The organism is Thermoactinomyces vulgaris (assembly GCF_003688725.1).
Taxonomy (GTDB): domain Bacteria; phylum Bacillota; class Bacilli; order Thermoactinomycetales; family Thermoactinomycetaceae; genus Thermoactinomyces; species Thermoactinomyces vulgaris.
The window spans coordinates 111,464-132,269 of the sequence record NZ_REFP01000009.1 but is presented as its reverse complement, the minus strand read 5'-3'; the positions used below and the strand labels follow the sequence as shown (position 1 = coordinate 132,269).

Below are 20,806 nucleotides of genomic sequence, written 5' to 3'. Positions count from 1 at the left end.
GAAAAAGGCTGGCGCTGGCGTCAGCCTTTTACAACATCCGGGACCGGTTTTGGCGGCGAACCAGTTCCTGCACAAAGTACGAAGCGACATCCGGGGCCAATGTGCCGGGGCCGAAACCGGCATCAAACCCCAACTCCAAAGCCAGTTCATGATGAATGCGGGGGCCTCCGCATATCAGGATAAACCGGTCCCGCACCCCTTCCGCTTCCATCAATTCCACCAACCCGGTAAGCGTTTGGATGTGGGCCCCTTTTTGGGTCACCACTTGGGAAACCAAAATCACATCGGCCTTTTTCTTTAAAGCTTCTTCCATCAACACTTCGTTTTCAACCTGGCTTCCCAGATTGTAAGCCTCGATTTCCGGATACCGTTCCAGTCCGTATTCCCCGTGATAACCTTTCATATTCATGATCGCGTCAATGCCGACCGTGTGTGCGTCCGTTCCGGTGCACGCCCCGACCACAACCACTTTCCTTCCGATGTTCTCCCGGATATACTGATTGATCTGATCAAAATCCATGCGGACACTGTCCACTTTCGGAACCCGGATGGCCGTGAAATCAACGGCATGGCGGCATTTTCCGTAAACGATGAAGAAAGTGAAGCCTTCCGTCAGGTCTTTCATATGGTACACTTGCGGTTCATCCAGCCCCATTTTCATCGCCAGTTGTCTGGCTGCTTCCCGGGCTTCTTCACCATACGGAACCGGCATGCTGAAACTCAGCTGGACCATGCCGTCATTCAGTGTGTCGCCATACGGTTTCACACGGGTCAAATCCGCCTTCAACGTCCAACCCCCTCCCTTGGTTTCAATCCGAGACGCAACCGGAGTTCCGCTTCAATCGGGTTATAATAGTCACGGCTTTTTTTGAGAACCCCTTCCAGCCCCTTTCCTCCGGTCCTTGACCGTTTCACATCGGCAAACATGCCTTTTTCCAAAGCATAAAACAAGCCGGTTTCACGAATTTCTTCCAATAGTTTCATCGCTTCCTCCAAAACATGGCGGGCTCTTTGTTCGATGCGCCCCCCTGGCCGGAAGCAGATTTCTTCTCCCAAATGGCGGGCATTGCGGAAAATGTACCGGGCATTTTCGATGGCCAGTTGCCGGTCATGGATATGTGGTGTATGCATGGCTTCGGTCATCATGCCAAGCAATTGCACCCCTTGGTTCGTCATGATGCCGACCAAATTAAACAGTGCATTTTGGATATGGCCCTTAAAAATATTTCCGGTCATGTGTTTGGTCGGCGGCATATACTTCAAGGGGGCATTGGGAAAGATTTGCCTTGCCATCTGGGCCTGGGCAATTTCCCACAGCAACCCGTCTTCCAAATCCGGATTCATTTCAAACGCATGGCCGAGTCCCATTTGCTCCGGGGGAAGTCCCGACAACAGCGCCAACTGTTCATTGATGAATTGCGACGCCAGCACGGTATGCGCGCTTTTTACGGCATCGGCTGTTGTCAAATAATTGTCTTCCCCGGTATTGATCATGATGCCGGCATAACTGTTGATCATGCGGGAAAACGATTGGTCGATCAGGGTTCGCTGCATGTTGATATCCCTGAACAAAATCCCGTACAGGGCATCATTCAGCATAACATCCAACCGCTCAAACGCTCCCATGGCGGCAATTTCCGGCATGCATAACCCCGAGCAATAATTGCACAGATAAATATACCGCCCCTCTTCCCGGCTGACTTCATCCAGCGCTTTCCGCATGATCCGGAAATTCTCCTGGGTGGCAAACGTCCCCCCGTACCCTTCCCGTGTCGCGCCATAAGGCACATAGTCCAGCAAACTCTGACCCGTGCTGCGGATCACGGCGATAATATCCGCCCCCTGGCGGGCCGCAGACTTGGCCTGCACAACATCTTCGTAGATGTCGCCGGTTGCCACGATCACATACAAATAAGGATTTTTTCTCTCCCCGGTTTTCCCGGTCCACTGCTGTCGCACCATCCGGTTTTTCCAAATCTCATCCAGAGCCAGAGCGGACATTTGCTTTCCTTTTTCCTGAATCTCAGCCAAGGGGGCACGGCGGAGTTGCACCAAATCCCATTTTCCCTCCGCCACTTGTTCCGCGACATACTGCGCCGAACACCCGTTGATCACCATCGCATTTAAAACCCAATAAGCGGCACCCGTTTCCAATTGTCCTCTTTCCAGCAAGTGATCCACAACCACATTGGCCAGCGGCACTCCATCTTCATTCACCCCGTCGATTCCAAAACAACGCAAAACCGTCCGTTCCACCGCAACCGTGGTGTGATCGGAAACCAACCGGTCCACTTGGGTGGCGATCTTTTTGGCCGCTTGACGCGCACGCGCGATTTTCTCAGGATCCAGCCTCAATTTATTCACTGTTCCTCCCCCGCTTTCTCCCCCGCTTGTTGTTTGGCCATCCGGATGATTTCGGGAGGCAGACCAATGGCTTCAGCAATCCGGATGGCTTCATGCGGGATGCTTTTTCGTCCCTCTTTGACCGGGATCAGCCGGTAATCCATCCTTTTTTCAAGAGTATCGGGAAGAAATGCACCGGCTTCGGCCATCCGCCCGGAAATCCCGGCCACTTGGTACAGGCGGATGCCTTTGACTTCCAGAACCTCCTGATAATGCGTCACATGCACGGAATAGTGCCGCTCTTTGGCAAGAAAAGCCGTGACGGCCCGGGCCAATGCCCCTCCTTCCACCGGATTGGTTCCGCTTCCCGTTTCATCCAACAACAACAGTCCCGTTCCCGGAAGCTGTAAAAACTCACGAAACCGGACCATTTCTGCACCAAAACGGCTTAGCCCTTGCCGGATTCCCTGTCCGTCACCGATCAAACCGGCAACCCAGGAAAACAAAGGCATGTCACAGGCGGCAGCCGGGACAAAAAATCCGTATTGCGCCAAGACAGCAATCAACCCGAATGTTTTTAATCCGACCGTTTTCCCCCCCATATTGGGGCCGATGATCACCGTCACCCCGCGCCGGATGGAACAATCCACACGGGTCATGGATTGTCCGCGTTCGTTCAGCTTTTGCTCCAAGGCAGGATGGAAAGCGCCTTTCACCCGGAATTGATTTTTGGACCAGCGCGGGCGGACTCCTTGCCAGTGTTCGGCCGCCCGGATCCGGGCCCATTGCAGATCAAGCCGGGTGATGTGAACCATCCATTCACGGAAATCCGGGACCAACGGGACCAGTTCTTTTACCAACCACCAGTTGATTTCCTGTTCGATCCGGGCGATCTGTTCTTCCCATGCGGCAATTTCACACGACAAGGGATGCTCGTTTTTTAAGCGGTAAACCGATTCATGGGACGTTTGCCGAACCAGCATCAATTCCGCCTCTTCTTTTAACAACCGGTCCCCTTCTGTATCCCGGGGCACCACCCATTCTCCAAACCGGTTGCAAGTTTGCCCGGTTTTTTCCGCAATCCTTACCGCCTTTTGTTCCTGATCCCGTTTGACTTTTGCCTGCAATTTCCTGAGCGTTTTTCTGGCTTCTCTCAAACGGTCATCATAGGCATCATCAAACCAAAAAGAAGATGTGTGCGTTTTGGCGGGATTTAAAAGGAGAAAAGCCTTTTCGCACCGCTTTTCCATCGCTTTGTTTTTGAGAATCATGCGGAAGAGCGTGGTTTGTTTCAACAGCGAATGGAGCTTCTGCGTGCTGTATAAAAAGGTTTTCAGTTGGAACCATTCGGTCAAGTCCAATAACCGGAACTCCTCCAGTTTCCGTAATACAGAGGAAATGTCCGGGATTTCGGTGAGAAGGGCATGAACCGGTTCCCGTATGGAAAAAGCGTCAAATTGCTTTTTGATCTCTGCTTGCTCTTGTAAACATTGCTGCCAGGCTTCTTCCTCTCCCGGCAAAAACGGCCGGCAATCCTTTTGCTCTCTTCCGTAAGGGGTGAGCGGCTGAAACAAGTCCAGGCAAACCGAGAGGCCGATTTCTTTGGCAGTACGCTCATCACAAAACATCACACCACACTCCCTGCTCATGCCGGTCCCTCATCACATCCACCACGGGGACGGGAAAGAAAAGGCGGCCGATTTTTTCTTTCATTTCCCCGGGGGGAAAGGAATATCCGTCCGGCGATTCCGGGTTGACGGCCACCTGAAGGAGACGGATCGGTTTCAGGACGCGAATCTCCCCTCCTTGCTTGTAAAAACGGCGAAGCACCGGCATACTGACAAATAAATGCGTAATGTCCGGAACGATGATGCGGACGGCCCTCCGGGAGCGGAGAAAAGTTTGCAACATCCGATCGGTCAACGCTCCGCTGATCGCCAGTGCCTGCCATTCTTTTTGCAACCATTCTCCGTCCTCCCGGACGGAAAACAAACCGGTGAAAGGAAGCAGTTCGATGCGGTTGCGGAGAACTCCGACCACCCGCTTTTTTTCCAAAGCCAAGGCTCCGGCTTTTTGTTCCGGAAAATGGCTGCATGCCTTCAAGCGCAGCAAGCGGCTCCATTCCCCGGCTTTGCGGAGGACCTCTGCAAAATTTGGATCAAGGGAAGCCCCGATGACGAGAATGGTTGCATCGGTCAGTTGGGGACTGGACGGCGATCTTCGGTCATAAGCCCCGTCCAACAGGATTTTTTGTGCACCGGCCTGCCTCAAAAACTCCATCGCCCGTTCCGCCCCGCTTTTGGAAGGAAGACCTGCCAACAGAACCGGTCCCTCCCGTTTGGCGCGGGCAATGAACACTTCCCCCATCACCGATTGGATTCCGCAGGATTGAATCACTTCCCAGTGCCCCGGTTGACGGTTCAACCAGTGAGCGGAAGTGGCCACCAGCATATTCTCCCTCACCCGGATCAAAGGCTTTTCCCTGCCGCTTATGGCATCATGTTTCTCCCCGTCCACGCCCATGCTTAATATCCCAAGCACACCGGCCTTGGGGGCATCGCGGATCAACGCATTCAACACGGTTGTTTTTCCGGCGTTTTTGGACAGTCCGATGACAGACAAGGAGGAGATATCTATTTTTAAGCCCATGGCCGGTTCCTTAAGACGGATGGACACGCCGGTCTTCCCGTGTCAATTGTTTCGGTTCCAGATTGATCCGTTCATCGTTCATCAAAGCGGCGATTCCCACTTGCTCCCCGGCTGCTCTGCAGTATTCACATTCTTCTTTGTTATGTGGTTGGTAATGGGTCGGCTCGGGATAACTGGTGATCACTCCTTCAAAATTGCGCAAAACGGTTTTTTCGGTGCTTTGCGAGATCAGATAATTCGGGCTGAGCGGAATTTTGCCTCCTCCTCCCGGGGCATCCACCACAAACGTGGGAACGGCATAACCGGAAGTATGCCCCCGCAAATACTCGATGATTTCCAATCCTTTGGAAACAGGAGTTCTGAAGTGCCCGATGCCTTCCGATAAATCGCATTGGTAAATGTAATAAGGCCGGACACGGATTTTCACCAACTCATGCATCAATTTTTTCATGATATGCGGACAGTCATTGACCCCGGCCAGAATCACGGACTGATTCCCCAGCGGCACCCCTGCATCCGCCAACATTTCACAAGCCCGTTTGGCTTCCGGCGTGATTTCCTTCGGATGGTTAAAATGCGTGTTCAGCCATACCGGATGGTATTTCTTTAAGATATTGCACAAATTTTCAGTGATCCGTTGCGGGAAAACAACCGGGGCCCTGGTTCCGATCCGGATGATTTCCACATGGGGAATTTCGCGCAGGTTTTTCAGCAAATACTCCAAAATCCGGTCGTTGACCAATAATCCGTCTCCCCCGGATAACAGCACGTCCCTGACCTCGGGTGTGTTTCGGATGTAGTCGAGGCAGGCATCCATCTGTTTTTTGGGAACGCCCATCCCGATTTGCCCGGAAAAGCGGCGGCGCGTACAATAGCGGCAATACATGGAGCATTGGTTGGTGATCAAAAACAGGACCCGGTCCGGATAACGATGGGTCAATCCGGGGACGGGGGAATCGGTATCTTCCAACAGCGGATCTTCCATGTCGTAAGGAGTGCGGTCCAATTCGGCAGAAACCGGCACCGATTGCATCCGGATGGGATCTTGCGGATCATCGGGATCCATCAACAGTGCATAATACGGCGTGATATTCAGCGGAATGGTCTGTTTGGAGATCTTCACCCCTTCGATCTCTTCCGGCGTCAAACGGATCACCTTGCTTAAGTCTTCAAACGTGCGGATGGTGTGCGTCAGTTGCCACAGCCAGTCATTCCACTGTTCCTCCGTCACATCTTTCCACAGTTCGATCTCACGCCAATCTCTCATCTGTCTCCGACCCCTTTCATTGATAGCGTTTGGCAAAAGCTTGAAACAACCGGTCACATTCCCGAAGAGACTGAAAAGCCAACGTTGCGTGCCCGGGAGCATAGCCGTTTCCAATCATCATTTGCACGTCCTTGCCCATTCCTTCGGCTCCCAAAGCTGCTTTGGTAAACTGTACCGCCATGCTGAAGAAATAAACCAATCCTTGATCCCGGGTGGCCAAAATGGAGGAAAGCTCCGTATCACAAGCGTTGACACAGTTGATGGTCAAATCAGCCAGCTTCCCGCAGGTGGCTTTGTGAACCGCCTCATAAACCGCCATCGGATCCGTGGCATTCAACCGGATCACTTCATGGACCAGCCCAAGGGAACGGATTTCCCGACATGCCTTTTCGCTGGCCTCAATGGCGATCACTTGCCCGGACTTGCCCGCTTTTTTCCATGCCTGATACAAACTGAGCATCCCCGACTTTCCGCCGGCTCCCAGCACCACCACCCGGTCCTGCGGCCGGACCAGACGGGCCGTTTGGGCAGGGGCACCACATACATCCAACACAGCCAGTGCCACTTTTTCCGGGATGTCATCCGGCAAAAGGGCAAATGGTCCGCTTGCAAACAGGACGGCCCGCCCCTTGATTTCGACTTGACCGGTATCCATGTGTATTTTTTTGATTTTTTCGATGTGAAGCGGCGTCAGTGTCAGGGATACCAAGGTGGCAATTTTCATCCCTTTTTTGACGTCACGGGATGGAAAACGGGGGCCGGCCTCTTGCACCGTGCCGATCAACATGCCGCCGGATCCCGTCACCGGATTGTGCATTTTACCGCGTCGGGAAACAATGGACAAAATCTGTTCTTCCACCTTGCCGGCGTCATGGCGTGCTTCTTCTTTCAATTGCTGAAAAGAAGCGGAATCAATGTTTAAGCAATCCACTTCAATCAGCAGTTCATTGTCATAAACCATCGGATCCGCATTCAGCTTCCAAGCCGGTTGCGGCAACGCGCCGGCCGGTTCCATCACACGATGCAAACCATAGGGGTGGCCTTTCGGATAAATCAAGTCGTTCCCTCCTCTCGCCCTTTATTCATGCAAATCCGGTGCCAACCGAAAACACGGGGCATCCCGGGTTTTTTAACATAAAAAAAAGCCCATTTTTGGGCACTTTTTAAACCGAGTTGATTTTCTTCAATTTGTATTGCAGGGTCTGGCGCGGAATCCCCAACCGGCGGGCTGCTTTTAACACATTGCCTCCGGTTTCTTTCATCGCCTGCCGGATCAACCGGGTCTCCACTTCTCTCACCACTTCCCGCAGCGACTTGCTGTTTTCTTTGAATAAAGTTGATAATTGGATCCCGGCATCGGATTTTCTGTTTTTGAAATGGGCGGGCAGATGGTCGACGCTCAGTTTTTTTTCGGTCGCCAACGTCAAAGCCCCTTCAATGGTATGTGCCAACTCCCTGACATTTCCGGGCCAATGGTACTGATGGAACAGCCGGAACACTTCATCGTCGATTTCTCCGGCCGGCGAATCGATTTCGGCCTTTAACTTCCTGAAAAAATAACGGGTCAAACATGGGATGTCGTCTTTTCGCTCCCGCAAAGGAGGAAGATGAATTCCCACCACATGGATGCGGTAGTACAAGTCTTTTCTCAACTTTCCTTTTTGCATGCTGATGAGCAGATCTTCGTTGGTCGCCACAATTATCCGCACATCCACCGAACGGAATCTCGCATCCCCGACGCGCCGGACACCGCCTTCCTCGAGTGCCCGCAATAATTTGGCCTGCAACTCAATCGGCATCGATTGGATTTCATCCAGGAACAACGTTCCTCCATCTGCCAATTCGAATAATCCCGGGCGATCTTCGGAACCTGTAAACGCTCCTTTCACCGTGCCAAATAAGATCCCCTCCAGCAAAGTTGACGGAATCGCCGCGCAATTTTGCACAATGAACGGCCCCTTCACACGACCGGAGGCACTGTGAATCGATTGGACAAACAATTCCTTTCCGGTTCCAGTCTCACCGACCACCAAAACGGGAGATTTGGTTTGCGCAGCCCGCTTGGCTTTCTCGATTTCCTTCAGCATAACCGGGTTTTGCGTCACAATATCGGCAAACTGGTAAAAGGATTGTTTTTTTGAAGTTAAGCGGCGAGGCGTCGGGTTCATTTTTTCTTGCAAGTGAATCACCTGGTCGGACAATTCCTTGACCTGCGTGATGTCGCGCGAAATTTCAGCAGCTCCCACCACTTCCCCACGGACCCGGAGCGGAATGGTGCGGTTGACGGTCAGCACCCTCTGTCCTCTCCGGTTCATAAACGACTGCTGTTTTTCTTCGATGGATTTTCCCGTTTGCAGCACGTTCAAAAGTGTACTCGTTTTCTGTGTCAACGAGGGAAATGCCTCAAGCACATGGACGCCCATGACTTCGTCAATCTCCATCCCGTCCAGCTTGGAAGCCGCTTTGTTGTAAAAGACCGTCATTCCCCGGGCATCCACGATATGCACCCCTTCATTCAAACAATCCAGAAACCGGCAAATCATTTTTTTGGACAAGCGGGTATGAATCAGACCAAATTCCTCCTTCCGCGGTTGGTGCTTAAAAATAATCAGAATTGTGCTTAAAATTCATCACTATCCATTGTACCGCATTATCCGGACAAAAAACAGGAGGGGATTTCCCTCCTGTCAATCGGATTTTTTCTCTCCTTCAGATTCGGGGACCGTTCCCCACATCTGCAATAAATTGTCGATGGTGTATTTTTCTTTCCGGTTCTCTGATTTCTTGTCGAGACTGTATATGGTGATTTTGGCAATTCCCTCACCCGATATGGGCATGATCGCTTCTTTGGGAATGTTGACTTCAAAATCCACCGTTGTAAAATCTTGATCCTTGTCTTTGTGAAAGGTGACCGAACGGCCGTTTAACACCGACCGAGAACTGAATCCATCCACCACATAAATATCATAATAAAAAGTCCGTCCCTTAAGGTCATTGTTGACTTTGAGGGTCACCTCGTACTCGCCGTCGGCTCCCTTCACCTCAAAATCACGAAACATTTTGCTTTCGGTCTTTTCTTCTTTGGGTATTTCCTTCCACCATTTATGGTTCCATTCAGGCCGCGACTCGTTTGCCGGTGTTTGCGAAACCGTCGGGGAGGATGAAGGAGGATCCGGCTTTTTTTCCTGCTTGGTTTCCCCGATCATTTTGATGCCGAATGTCAGCAGGAAAAGTCCGACAACCGCCACACCGGACAAGATCCCGATTTTTTTGGGGCTGAATTTGGTTGATTTTTTCTTCTTCGGCCGGTCCACCGGCAACATATAAGCATCCGGCTTTTCCAGGGCTTGTTGCAAAGCGTGTTTCAATTCCACTGCCGTTTGGTACCGTTTTTCCGGATCCTTTTCCAACGCCCGCATCAGCACTTGCCGCATCGATTCAGAAATATCCGGATTGTAAGTTGTCGGGTCCGGAACCGGATCGTGCAAATGTTTCAAGGCAATGGAGATGGAACTGTCCCCGTTAAAAGGAACTTTTTTGGTCAACATCTCATAAATCACGATTCCCAATGAATATAAATCCGAAGAGTAGTCCACCTTTCTCCCTGAAGCTTGTTCCGGGGAGAAATAATGAACAGATCCCATGACATAACCAGTTTTGGTTTTGACGGTGGCGGCACTGGGCAAATGCGAAATCCCGAAATCGGTCAGCTTGTAACGTTGGTCGGAACCGACCAGAATATTGTGCGGTTTGATGTCACGGTGAATAATCCCGTGACGATGGGCATGAGACAAACCGTCACATATCTGTGAAGCAATTTTCACCGCTTTTTCCGGCGGGAAAGGACCTTCTTTTTTAATGAGGTCAATCAACGACGGACCGTCCACATACTCCATCACCATGTAATAGATGGAACCTTCCCGCCCCACATCATAGACACTGACAATATTGGGATGGGACAAACTGCCGGCCGCTTTCGCCTCCCGGATAAAGCGCCGGACAAAATCCTGGTCATGAATCAGCGAATTGTTCATCACTTTGATCGCAACATACCGGTCAATCACCAGGTCCTTTGCCTTGTATACAACCGCCATGCCGCCCCCGCCCAGAGAGTGAAGGATCTCATATCTCTCCGCCAGCTTCATTCCTTCCATAATCATTCTATCTCCTTAATCGCAGTGTTTATTATCCAAATCATTTCTTTCATTCCCAAGCCACGAAAAAAGGTCTGAGCATCTCTATTAAAACTCGGTTTTCAGCGATAGAATGTTACATTTTTTCAAACATTCATTCAACATGTGAAAAATACCCCTGTGATGATGGCATAAAAAAAGCCAGAAGGGATTTCCCCCTCTAGCTAGTATAACATTACATTTGCTCCGGTGCGTCCACTGCGATCAAATTTAATCCGTTCCGGATCACTTGGGCAATGCCTTGAAGCAAAGCCAGTCTGGCCCGCGACAGGTTGACATCATCGCTGATGACGCGATGGGCGTTGTAATAACGATGGAAGTCGGAAGCCAACTCATACAGATAACGAACCAACTTGTGGGGGGCCAGCTGTGCGGCCGAGGAAGCAATCTCGCCCGGAAAACTTCCCAATTTCTCCAACAAGTCGTATTCCTGTTCCTCCCGGAGCAATTTCAAATCTTCGCGGTCTCTGGAAGGAGTGATGCCTTTTGCCTCCGCCTGGCGAAACACGCTCATCATCCGGGCATGGGCATATTGGACATAGTAAACCGGGTTTTCATTGGACTTGGAAACCGCCAAATCCATGTCAAAATCCAAATGCGTGTCCGGACTTCTCATGACAAAGAAATACCGGGCGGCGTCCGTTCCCACTTCTTCCATCAAATCGACAAGTGTCACGGCTTTGCCGGTCCGTTTGGACATCTTGACCAGTTCACCGTTTTGGAACAATTTCACCATTTGCGTAATCACGATTTCCAATTGATTCGGGTTATAACCCAAGGAAGCCAGCGCTGCTTTCATCCGGGCGATATAGCCATGGTGGTCGGCTCCCCAAACATTGATCAACCGGTCGAATCCCCGGTGGAATTTATTGCGGTGATAAGCGATATCCGGGGTTAAATACGTGTAAGAACCGTCTTTTTTGATCAGGACACGGTCTTTGTCATCCCCAAATTCCGTGGACTTCAGCCACAAAGCCCCGTCCTTTTCATAGGTGTAACCCCGTTCCTTCAACGCCTCCAGGGTTTCTTCCACGGCACCCGATTCATAAAGCGAGGTTTCGCTGAACCAGACGTCAAATTCCACACGGTATTTGGCCAAATCTTCCCGGATTTTGTCAAGCAGGCGCTTTTTCCCGTATTCACGCAATTTTTGAATCCGTTCTTCCCGGTCGATCTTTAACAGGCGGTCGCCTTCTTTCTCCACCAGCTCTTTGGCCAGGTCGACGATATCTTGCCCGCGATAACCGTTTTCCGGGAAGGAAACGGGCTGCCCCAGCTGTTCCAGATAACGGGCTTCCAGCGACAAAGCCAACATTTGGATTTGGTTTCCGGCATCATTGATGTAATATTCACGGGTGACATCATATCCGGCAGCTTCCAACAGATTGCACAAGGCATCGCCCACCGCCGAGCCTCTGGCATGGCCCAAATGAAGGGAACCGGTCGGGTTGGCGGAACAAAACTCGACATTTACTTTTTCGTTCTTCCCGGCCGGGGATTGTCCGTAATTTTCTTTTTGGCGGTCGATCTCATCCAAAACATCGACCAAAAAGCTGCGGTCCAAGAAGAAATTGATGAACCCGGGGCCTGCGATCTCGATTTTTTCAATGTGATTCTTCTCTTTGTCCAAGTGTTCCACAATTTTGGCCGCGATTTCACGCGGATTTCTGCGTGCCACTTTGGTCAGTTGCATGGCAAGGTTGGTGGCCCAATCCCCGTGCTCTTTTTCCCTCGGCACTTCCAGCAAAATCTCCGGAATCTCTTTTTCTTCAGCAAGTCCGGACTGAATCACCGCTTGTTTCAGTTCCTGTTTCAACGTCTCTTTTTTCTGCTCAAGCAGACTCATTCCATGATCCTCCCATCCACCGTAAACTCAACTGGTATTTTCCTAAATTTTGTTGACCCATATGTAATAAAAAGGAAAAATCAATCCATCCTTCCTGCCCTTTAAGTTTCCGCTCATACGCCAACGTGGTGACTTCCATTTCCGTGGTCCCGGCAGGTGTGTGAACCACGCTTCCCAACGTCTTCCCCGGTTCGTAACTTTGCCGGTAGGAAACAGCGCCTTGCCGGATGATCGTGACTCTTTCCGGCATGGACTTGACGGAGGTTTTCACTTCCTCCCGGGTTCCGCTGTTTTCCTCGTATTTCAGGATCCACTCTCCGTTTTCCTTTTCTTGAAAGCGGCCGTTCACTTCTTGTTTGATCACATCCGGTTCCTGGTCCGGTTCCGATTGAATGACCGATTCAATATAGATCTTGACCGGAATCATCATCCTGCCCCTTTCTGTCTAATATTAGTATCTTATCACTGGTTTTTGCCGTTTGCCAATCTTGAAGGCAGCATATGAAAAAACCCCCTTTATAAGGGGGAAACGGCACCGGACGTGACGTTTTTTTACGATTTTACAAAACCGAGCAGCATTTCGCGAACCAGTTTCGCCGCCAAAATGGGGGTTTGCTCACTGTGATCGTAGCAAGGCGCCACTTCGACCAAATCGGCACCGACCACACGCACTTCCGACCGGGCGATCGCATGGATGGCCTGCAACATTTCCCGCGTCGTGATTCCCCCCGGTTCCGGCGTTCCCGTTCCCGGAGCGTGCGCAGGATCCAACGCATCGATATCGATGGTGACATACACCGGACGCCCTTTTAGTTCCGGCAGGCATTGATTCAACGGCTCCACCACATCAAACGGATAAAAATGAATCCCGGCCTCCCCGGTATACATCACTTCTTCTTTGGTCATGGAGCGGATGCCAAACTGATAAAGATTTTCTCCCCCGATCCGCTCGGCGATTTTGCGCAAAGGGGTGGCATGGGAATAAATTTCCCCTTCATAATCGGTACGCAAATCGGCATGGGCATCGATATGGATCACCGCCAGGTCGGGATAAGCCCGATAAACTTCCTCCACCACCGGCCAGGTCACCAAATGTTCCCCTCCGAGCCCCAAGGGGAATTTCCCGGCATCCAGAACTTTTCTCACGAACTGCCTGATACACTGCAAGCTTTTTTCCGCATTCCCGAAAGGAAGGGGAATGTCCCCGGCATCAAAATAAACCACTTCCGACAACTCGCGTTTTAAATAGTGGCTGTATTCCTCATGAACCAGGGAGCTTTCCCGGATCCTCGCCGGGCCAAAGCGGGAACCCGGGCGAAAGCTGACGGTCCAGTCCATCGGCATGCCATAAATCACGGCTTGAGCCCGGTCAAAATCATCGCTTGCTCCGATAAACACGTTTCCGGAATACTTCTCGTCAAAGCGCATCGTTTTCCTCCCCATCCTCTAACAGCTCCTCAACAAACCGGGGCAAATCGAACAAAGCATGATGCATTTTCGGATGATAATAACGGGTGTCCAAATCGCGAATGGACTGTTCATCCACATCGAGCGGATCATATTTTTTGGACCCGATGGTAAAGCTCCACAATCCGCTGGGATAGGTGGGAATGCTGGCCGTATAAAGGCGGGCGATCGGGAACGTTTGGGAAATGTCCCGGAACACCTGGCGGATCAGCGGCCGGTTAAACCACGGGGATTCCGTTTGGGCAACCATGATCCCATCTTCTTTCAAAGCTTCGTAAATCCCTTCATAAAACGGTTTTTGGAACAGTCCCACCGCCGGCCCGACCGGTTCGGTGGAATCCACAATAATCACATCGTATTTTCCTTTATTCTCCTGAATATGGCGCACGCCGTCCGTCACTTGGATGTCCACCCGCTCATCGTTCAACTTGCCGGCAATTTGCGGGAAATATTTTTTGGAGGTTTCAATCACTTTTCCGTCGATCTCAGCCAAAACCACTTTTTCGACGGAAGGATGGCGCAAAACTTCGCGGACGACGCCTCCGTCTCCGCCACCGACAATCAAAACATGTTTCGGCTTTGGATGCGTGTTCATGGCCACATGGCTGATCATTTCATGATAAACAAATTCATCGCGGTCGGTGGTCATCACCATTCCGTCCAAAACCAGCATCTTGCCGAATTCTATGGTATCTATGACATCCAAAGATTGATACTCTGATTTGTCGTGATATAAGGTTTGCTTAATTTTTGTGGTAATTCCGTGGTTTTTGGTTTGTTTTTCCGTATACCACAATTCCATGTCCATCTTCCATCCAATCTCCTTTCATCCTGTCCACACTGACCAGATCCATAACATACTAAGAATAATGCATGTTTTAAGTGGTTACAATCATTTTTCCCGGGAAATACAAACATAATTTTTTCAGGTATATTTTTCCTGATGGCTCCGCATAATACCCTTTGTCAACTTGTTGGAAGGAAGGAGCCTATTTGTGAATAAACAGGATTTCCCAACCGGTGTCCAACCCGGGCATGTCCCCCGCCTTGCGAAAATCATCCTGCGTCTTGCACGCATGATTAAATTGGCATTCATCAGCGTCATCCTTTTTTCCCTTTTCTGCGGGCTTGCCTTACTGTACCTGAAAGGGCGCCCGCTCCCTCCTCCCGATACATACGCCAGTTCCATGATGCTGGATGACCGTGGAAGGGTGATCGGCTCTTTGGATCACGGGGAACCCCGGGACATCATCCGTTTGAATCAACTTCCCAAATCTTTGATCCATGCCACCTTGGCGGCCGAGGATAAAGATTTTTACCGCCATCACGGATTTTCCGTTTCCGGAATCGTGCGGGCCGTTCTCGCCAACTTAAAAGCGGGCGGGGTGGTGCAAGGGGCCAGCACCATCACCCAACAATTGGCCCGAAACCTTTATTTGACGCATGACCGGACCTGGACCCGGAAACTGAAAGAAGCGATCTATACGTTGCAATTGGAGTTGCATTACACAAAAGATGAAATCCTGGAACTGTATTTCAATGAGATCTATTACGGCCACGGGGCTTACGGAATCGGACGGGCCTCCAAAATGTATTTCAACAAAAAGCCGGAAGAATTGAGTTTGGCTGAATCCGCCCTCTTGGCAGGGATTCCCCGCGGGCCTTATTATTATTCCCCTTACCGCCATCTCAACCGGGCCAAAAAGCGGCAACATCACATCCTGGATCTCATGGTGAAAAACCGGTTCATCTCTCCGGAAGAGGCCGAAGCTGCCAAGAACCAGGCCGTCAGCATGCATCCCTTGTCCCGGTCCAAGCCGGCCAAAGCCAGTTATTTCCGCGATTACATTATCCAAACCGCGGTCACCCGGTACGGGCTGGACGAATCGCTGGTCAGAAGCGGCGGGCTTAAAATCTACACCACCTTGAATGCAGACATGCAAAAAGCGGCGGAAAAAGCGGTGCAAAACCATACCCAAAATGACAAAGACCTGCAAGGAGCCCTGATCTCCGTGGATCCGGCGACCGGTCACATTAAAGCCATGGTGGGGGGGAAGGATTATCAACAATCTCAATACAACCGGGTTTTTGCCCGGAGACAACCCGGTTCGTCCTTCAAACCCGTCGTCTATTTAAGTGCATTGGAAAACGGTTTTACCCCCCTGTCCAAAATCATGAGCCGTCCCACCATTTTTCAATTCGGCGGGGACACTTACACGCCCCGCAATTTTCATCAGCACTATGCGAACCGGCTGATCACGTTGAGAGAGGCGATTGCCCGTTCGGATAACGTTTATGCCGTTGGAACGCTGGCCAAAATCGGCACCGAACCGGTGATCGAAACCGCCCGCCGGCTCGGGATCAAAAGCCCGATTCAAGCGACCCCTTCGCTGGCCTTGGGAAGCTATCCCGTTTCCCCGTTTGAAATGGCGCAAGCATATGCCACTCTGGCAGCCGGCGGCATCAAAAAACCGCTAATCGGGATTACCAAAATCGTCGATCCGTTTGGACGGGTCCTGGTCGAAGAAAAGACCGCACCCGAGCGGGTGGCTTCTCCGGCACACACCTTTGTGCTGACAAAACTGCTGGAAAATGTGTTGAAACCGGGTGGCACCGGTTACCGGGCAGGACATCTGTTCCATCAGCCCGCGGCAGGAAAAACCGGAACCACCGATTGGGACGGATGGTTGTCCGGATACACACCGAATTTGGTCACAACAGTGTGGGTGGGTTATGACCAAGGGAAAAAGCTTCCTTATCACAAAGCGCGTCTCGCTCAAAACATTTGGGCCGAGTACATGAATAAGGCAACCGGAAAGCAACCGGCCCGTATCTTCGCCATGCCGTCCGGTGTAAAGGCCGTCTATGTGAATCCGGAAGAAGGGAACATCGCCGCCCCCGGGTGCATGGGTAAACAAGCATATTTGGAGTATTTTGTGGCCGGCACCGAACCGGTCGTGTCCTGCACTCCGTCTCATATCCCCCGGAAGAAAAAGCCTTCCATGCTGGAACGTTTCCTCCGCTGGTGGAAACACGGATAAAAAAACACCCCGGCTTTATGGATGCCGGGGTGTTCCCGTATTTTCAACAATCTTGGCTTCCTCCCACTTCTCCCTCTCCATCGGCAAACAAACCGTCATTGTAGATGGTGATCATCCCTGCTGATTCCAATTCTTGCATCACTTGGAACATGCTTTGTCTTTTGTGTTCCGGCAAGGACCGGACATATAAGTTGATTTGTTGCTTGGGGACATTGGCCCGGTAATGGACTCCCCCGTGTTTGGCAAAAAGATCGACCGAATTGAAATCACGCATGAAAAAACGCCTCCTTTGCCATTTATGTTGACTCAAAGGAGACGAAAATATCATCCATTTCCAAATAAAAAACAGCGAGCGGGTATGCTCGCCATTTCCGTGTCCTAGCAAAAGATTCCGAAACCACAAATCAAGTGTACCCCTGCCGGTCAACCCCGGCAAGATATATGTTGATTTGTTCACGAACCGTTCACTTTTTGGACAATTGTTCCTTCAACTCATCCCCACTGTTTTCCCACATTTCCTTATTATGCCGGATCAAAAATTCCTTCAGGGCTTCTCTCTCCCGGCCGCCCAACTCGTTGATTTTGATTTTGCGCTTCAGGGCATCATCCATCCGGTTCACGTGAAAGGCCAGATTTTTCCACCCTTTCCGCTTTTCCCGGTCAATGCGCATCGGACAAGCGGTAACGCCTGCATAGTAAGGCCCTTTTTCGCTCCGGTCGGCGGCCACCCAGATAACCCAATAGTCCTTTCCTTCCGGAACTTCTTCCGGATTGGCCGTAAATTTGATGCCGCGCTCCACCGCACTTTTGGCATGAAGAAGCCCCAAATCGATTTTTACTTCATCCCCGTCAATCAGAAGTGAGGACAAATTGCTGAGATTCAAAGTTCCGGTATAGTAACTGCCGTGGATGCTGTTGGATGTGTTACCGAGAATCTGAAATTGCGTCTTCTTTTTGTCTGCCATTCTTCATCCTCCTTCCTTTTATTTTACAGCACGTTCAGCCCGATGGGCAAAATCGGTTTTCTTTTTTTCGGATAACCCTTTTCGATCCGCCCTGTTTTCTTCTTTCAGGCGCTTATGGCCGGTGATCGGGCTTACCTTTGCTTCCTCCTTCCATTTCAAGGCGATGGTGCGTTCCGCTTTTTGCATCATGGCGGCAATTTTCCGGGACACTTCCGGGCTGATCGAGACTTTTTTTCCGCCGGCTGCCGGCTTCTGTAACACGGCAACTTCCCCCTGTTTTTGCTCCTCTTTCCTCGGTTCCGCCTTTTGAACGGAAACGACGTTTCTTTCCGGTGCCCCCGGATCGGGATCCGCCTCCAGATGGTGGTTTTGGCCTTCATCAACTTCTTGGCACAAGCTTGCTTGTTTAAGTGGCAGATAAATCTGGAAAGTGGTCCCACGGCCCGGACGGCTGTTCACCGTGATTTGCCCGCCATGCTCCGAAATAATGCGCTGACAAATGGAAAGCCCCATGCCGGTTCCATCGCCTTTGGTGGTGAAAAAAGGATCGAAAATCCGGGAGAAATCTTCCGGATTGATTCCGTTTCCATTATCTTTGACAGTGAGCAGGACATACTGGTTTACCCGCTTCCAGCCCACTTCCACCCTTCCTTTTTCGTTCAGGGCTTCCAACCCGTTTTGGATCAGGTTGATCAAAACTTGTTTGATTTGTTCCGGATCCGCCTCGATCTCCATGTCTTCCTCCGGCGGATCTTGTTTCAATTCATGCCCCATCAACAACGATTTGGGTTCCAATAAGCTTAACACGTCACTCATCAACTGATTTAAAGAAAAGCGCGTCACTTGTTTCGGCTTGGATTCACTCAGGTTCAAAAACTGTTTCAAAAGATCGTTGATCCGGTCAATCTCCGGCAAAATGATGGACTCCCATTTTTTCACGGCTTCCGATTCCGCCGCCGATATCTGCACAAATCCCCGGATCGACGTCAACGGATTGCGGATTTCATGCGCCAGCCCCGCAGCCAGTTGGCCGACCGCCGACAATTTTTCCATATGCCTTCTTTGCTCCTCCTCTTTGTGGCGAATCCGGTTCTGTTCAATCCGCAACCTTTCCTCAGCCAAGCGGATCAATTCCCCTCCGGTGCTGGCTTCCCGCGGATAACTGGCAAACCCGACGCAATATTGAATGATGCTTTGCTCGGTGCGGATGCCGGCCATGATCGCTTCAATGGTCTCCAAAAGACGACGCAACACCGATTCGTCCCCCATCAATCCGATCGCATACTGATCCCCGTCATAGCGGGCCAGCTTGGCAGAAGGAGGAAGATGTTTTTTCAGTTGACGGGCAATCTGCACAAGAATGCGGTCGCCCGTCTCAATGCCTTCTTCAATGTTGATTTGCCTGAACGAATTCAAATCAATGCAAATCACGTGATAGGCCGTTTCCGGCCAAAACCGCGACAAACTGCGAATCACCTGCTCCTGAAAACCGTGAAAGTTATACAGTCCCGTGAGCGAATCCCGGAGATACGTCTCATCCAGTTCCCGCTGGAAATCCCGGAGACGCTGATTTGCCTCATTCTTTTGATCAACGAGGAAACGGATTTTTTCCCTTTGTTTTTGCAATTCAAAAAATATATCCCGCACATGATTTGCCATCCAGGTGACCCATATAAATAAAAGCCCGTGGCTGATCAGCTCAATGATCATCAACCGGTTCCAAACCGTCAACGCCGAGATGACCAAATACACAGACAAAAAGGCAACCGCCACTTTATAGCTTTTTTCCTCATTGGACCGAAACAGGACATATCCCAATACAATCAGGTAAACAGTTAAAATCGGGATGGATAAAGTAAATAAATCCAATAATGCAATGGTCAACAAAACGGAAGCCATATATCCGTAGCGCGGAAACCGTTCCATCGTTTTTTTCGGAATCAATAACAAAAAGATCAACAATCCCGTGACCAATCCGACACTCATCCAATGCAAAAAGGGGTAGGCCGAAAATAATTTTTGGATTTCATAATAGAAAAAACCCTTTTCTGCCAGTGCATAATAATCCAACACGATGATCCGCACTCCCTTAGTTGCTATATTTTGTCAAAATTCATTCTTTATCTACATCCAGTGCAATTATTCTTCGTTGATTTCTTCCACTTGCAAATAAAATAATCCTTCAAACCTTGTTTTATTCGACAAAAATTGTCAAACTTCGATCCTCTGTCTGAAATCAAGCCAAATAAAATAGAGCCCGCACTCAACAGTAAACGGACTCTTTCATTCCTTCTGCCTGATTTTCCTCCACACTGTCATTCCTCTTTTTCCCATGATGTCGTTCATCTTTGTGTGCATTTATCTTTCCGTCATCAAACCCGCTTGTCATCCCAGATAGTTGACCAAATGGCTGAATCCTTTGGTGGCTTTATCCTTCCCCTCTGCATCCCCTTCGGTCGGGTACGGTTCTTCCATCGCGATCTGTTCCCGTTTGAGCAGGGTCAATTTTTGCGTGTCGTCCGGATAAGGGCGGTACATGCCTTGGGCTTCATGGGCCTCCATGCCGCCGTAAGGGACTTGTCCCATCATACGTTGCGGATATTGCGGTTGTTCATTCAGCAATGTGTGAACCACCGTTTCCTTCAAAATGTTTTTGATTTCCTCACTGCGGTAACCGCTTTCCAGCCCTTTGATCCATTGATAAACCGGACCGTCTTCCGGGGTGAACGTGACATTCCGCTGGGTGGGAACATACTCGCTTCTTTTTTGGATTTGCTCTTTCAACTGTCTTGCATCACAAATGGATTGCAACGGGAAATAGTTGTTTCTCAGATAAGACTGGATGCAGTATTTGACCAACATCGGGAATTGGCCTTTCGGCAAAATTTCGTACCAATAACGAACCAACCGGTCCTTTTTCCCCAGATATACGCCAACCGTAATGGAAGACATAAATACACCTCCAAAAAATCGTTAAAAAATTTTAAATACCTAGAATTAATATTAATGGTAACAGGTGTTATACAAGAACGTCA

At 50.4% G+C, this 20,806-nt stretch carries 17 protein-coding genes; 1 reads left to right on the top strand and 16 read right to left on the bottom strand.

Going from position 1 to position 20,806, the window contains the following annotated elements; all coding sequences use genetic code 11:
* Positions 1-28: 28 nt before the first annotated feature.
* The 12 genes from kamE to speE all read right to left on the bottom strand — a co-directional run bounded on the left by kamE (position 29) and on the right by speE (position 14,567).
* Positions 29-787 (bottom strand): lysine 5,6-aminomutase subunit beta, encoded by a 759-nt coding sequence (kamE, locus tag ATH33_RS07890; RefSeq protein WP_121874268.1) that lies wholly within the window; start codon positions 785-787, stop codon positions 29-31.
* Positions 784-2,364 (bottom strand): lysine 5,6-aminomutase subunit alpha, encoded by a 1,581-nt coding sequence (gene kamD, locus ATH33_RS07885; protein ID WP_049720725.1) that lies wholly within the window; start codon positions 2,362-2,364, stop codon positions 784-786. The genes kamE and kamD overlap by 4 nt, the downstream gene beginning before the upstream one ends.
* A complete protein-coding gene (gene kamC, locus ATH33_RS07880; RefSeq protein ID WP_084712956.1) occupies positions 2,361-3,992 on the bottom strand; it encodes a lysine 5,6-aminomutase reactivase ATPase KamC in 1,632 nt (543 codons plus the stop codon). Before kamC ends, kamD begins: the two co-directional genes overlap by 4 nt.
* Positions 3,961-5,019: a lysine 5,6-aminomutase reactivase subunit KamB gene (kamB, locus tag ATH33_RS07875; RefSeq protein ID WP_062843218.1), complete on the bottom strand. Its 1,059-nt coding sequence runs from the start codon at positions 5,017-5,019 to the stop codon at positions 3,961-3,963. Before kamB ends, kamC begins: the two co-directional genes overlap by 32 nt.
* Entirely contained in the window at positions 5,003-6,259 is a 1,257-nt protein-coding gene (kamA, locus tag ATH33_RS07870) for a lysine 2,3-aminomutase (protein WP_049720728.1), read from the bottom strand. The genes kamB and kamA overlap by 17 nt, the downstream gene beginning before the upstream one ends.
* Positions 6,260-6,275: 16 nt before the next feature.
* Positions 6,276-7,316 (bottom strand): L-erythro-3,5-diaminohexanoate dehydrogenase, encoded by a 1,041-nt coding sequence (kdd, locus tag ATH33_RS07865; RefSeq protein ID WP_231564603.1) that lies wholly within the window; start codon positions 7,314-7,316, stop codon positions 6,276-6,278.
* Between the two features lie 106 nt (positions 7,317-7,422).
* A complete protein-coding gene (locus ATH33_RS07860; protein WP_037995820.1) occupies positions 7,423-8,802 on the bottom strand; it encodes a sigma-54 interaction domain-containing protein in 1,380 nt (459 codons plus the stop codon).
* A 144-nt stretch (positions 8,803-8,946) separates the two neighbouring features.
* Complete coding sequence (locus ATH33_RS07855) at positions 8,947-10,413, bottom strand: protein kinase domain-containing protein (protein WP_049720729.1); 1,467 nt, start codon at positions 10,411-10,413, stop codon at positions 8,947-8,949.
* A gap of 214 nt (positions 10,414-10,627) precedes the next feature.
* Positions 10,628-12,298, bottom strand: a complete 1,671-nt coding sequence (argS, locus tag ATH33_RS07850; protein WP_049720730.1) for an arginine--tRNA ligase — start codon at positions 12,296-12,298, stop codon at positions 10,628-10,630.
* Positions 12,285-12,725, bottom strand: a complete 441-nt coding sequence (locus tag ATH33_RS07845; RefSeq protein ID WP_037996352.1) for a YwiB family protein — start codon at positions 12,723-12,725, stop codon at positions 12,285-12,287. Before ATH33_RS07845 ends, argS begins: the two co-directional genes overlap by 14 nt.
* A 125-nt stretch (positions 12,726-12,850) precedes the next feature.
* A complete protein-coding gene (speB, locus tag ATH33_RS07840) occupies positions 12,851-13,726 on the bottom strand; it encodes an agmatinase (protein WP_037996353.1) in 876 nt (291 codons plus the stop codon).
* Positions 13,716-14,567 carry a polyamine aminopropyltransferase gene (speE, locus tag ATH33_RS07835; protein WP_037996355.1) on the bottom strand — a complete coding sequence of 284 codons (852 nt, stop codon included), beginning with the start codon at positions 14,565-14,567 and terminating at the stop codon, positions 13,716-13,718. Before speE ends, speB begins: the two co-directional genes overlap by 11 nt.
* Positions 14,568-14,760: 193 nt before the next feature.
* On the opposite strand from speE, the gene ATH33_RS07830 reads away from it, so the two are divergent.
* Positions 14,761-16,806: a transglycosylase domain-containing protein gene (locus tag ATH33_RS07830; protein ID WP_049720731.1), complete on the top strand. Its 2,046-nt coding sequence runs from the start codon at positions 14,761-14,763 to the stop codon at positions 16,804-16,806.
* A gap of 43 nt (positions 16,807-16,849) precedes the next feature.
* Here the strand turns inward: ATH33_RS07830 and ATH33_RS07825 are convergent, their stop codons facing one another.
* The 4 genes from ATH33_RS07825 to ATH33_RS07810 form a co-directional block, all read right to left on the bottom strand.
* Complete coding sequence (locus tag ATH33_RS07825; protein WP_049720732.1) at positions 16,850-17,080, bottom strand: hypothetical protein; 231 nt, start codon at positions 17,078-17,080, stop codon at positions 16,850-16,852.
* Between the two features lie 190 nt (positions 17,081-17,270).
* Complete coding sequence (locus tag ATH33_RS07820; RefSeq protein ID WP_037998157.1) at positions 17,271-17,771, bottom strand: YwhD family protein; 501 nt, start codon at positions 17,769-17,771, stop codon at positions 17,271-17,273.
* Between the two features lie 18 nt (positions 17,772-17,789).
* Positions 17,790-19,844 (bottom strand): sensor histidine kinase, encoded by a 2,055-nt coding sequence (locus ATH33_RS07815; protein ID WP_037998160.1) that lies wholly within the window; start codon positions 19,842-19,844, stop codon positions 17,790-17,792.
* A gap of 312 nt (positions 19,845-20,156) precedes the next feature.
* A complete protein-coding gene (locus ATH33_RS07810; RefSeq protein ID WP_037998162.1) occupies positions 20,157-20,723 on the bottom strand; it encodes a hypothetical protein in 567 nt (188 codons plus the stop codon).
* Positions 20,724-20,806 lie beyond the last annotated feature (83 nt).

Bases quoted from the DNA above. Each gene is read 5' to 3' on its own strand.
- speB (WP_037996353.1), bottom strand. From the start codon at position 13,726: ATGCGCTTTGACGAGAAGTATTCCGGAAACGTGTTTATCGGAGCAAGC.
- ATH33_RS07860 (WP_037995820.1), bottom strand. From the start codon at position 8,802: ATGATTTGCCGGTTTCTGGATTGTTTGAATGAAGGGGTGCATATCGTG.
- ATH33_RS07855 (WP_049720729.1), bottom strand. From the start codon at position 10,413: ATGGAAGGAATGAAGCTGGCGGAGAGATATGAGATCCTTCACTCTCTG.
- ATH33_RS07845 (WP_037996352.1), bottom strand. From the start codon at position 12,725: ATGATTCCGGTCAAGATCTATATTGAATCGGTCATTCAATCGGAACCG.
- ATH33_RS07825 (WP_049720732.1), bottom strand. From the start codon at position 17,080: ATGCGTGATTTCAATTCGGTCGATCTTTTTGCCAAACACGGGGGAGTC.
- argS (WP_049720730.1), bottom strand. From the start codon at position 12,298: ATGAGTCTGCTTGAGCAGAAAAAAGAGACGTTGAAACAGGAACTGAAA.
- ATH33_RS07820 (WP_037998157.1), bottom strand. From the start codon at position 17,771: ATGGCAGACAAAAAGAAGACGCAATTTCAGATTCTCGGTAACACATCC.
- ATH33_RS07810 (WP_037998162.1), bottom strand. From the start codon at position 20,723: ATGTCTTCCATTACGGTTGGCGTATATCTGGGGAAAAAGGACCGGTTG.
- kamA (WP_049720728.1), bottom strand. From the start codon at position 6,259: ATGAGAGATTGGCGTGAGATCGAACTGTGGAAAGATGTGACGGAGGAA.
- speE (WP_037996355.1), bottom strand. From the start codon at position 14,567: ATGGAATTGTGGTATACGGAAAAACAAACCAAAAACCACGGAATTACC.
- kamC (WP_084712956.1), bottom strand. From the start codon at position 3,992: ATGAGCAGGGAGTGTGGTGTGATGTTTTGTGATGAGCGTACTGCCAAA.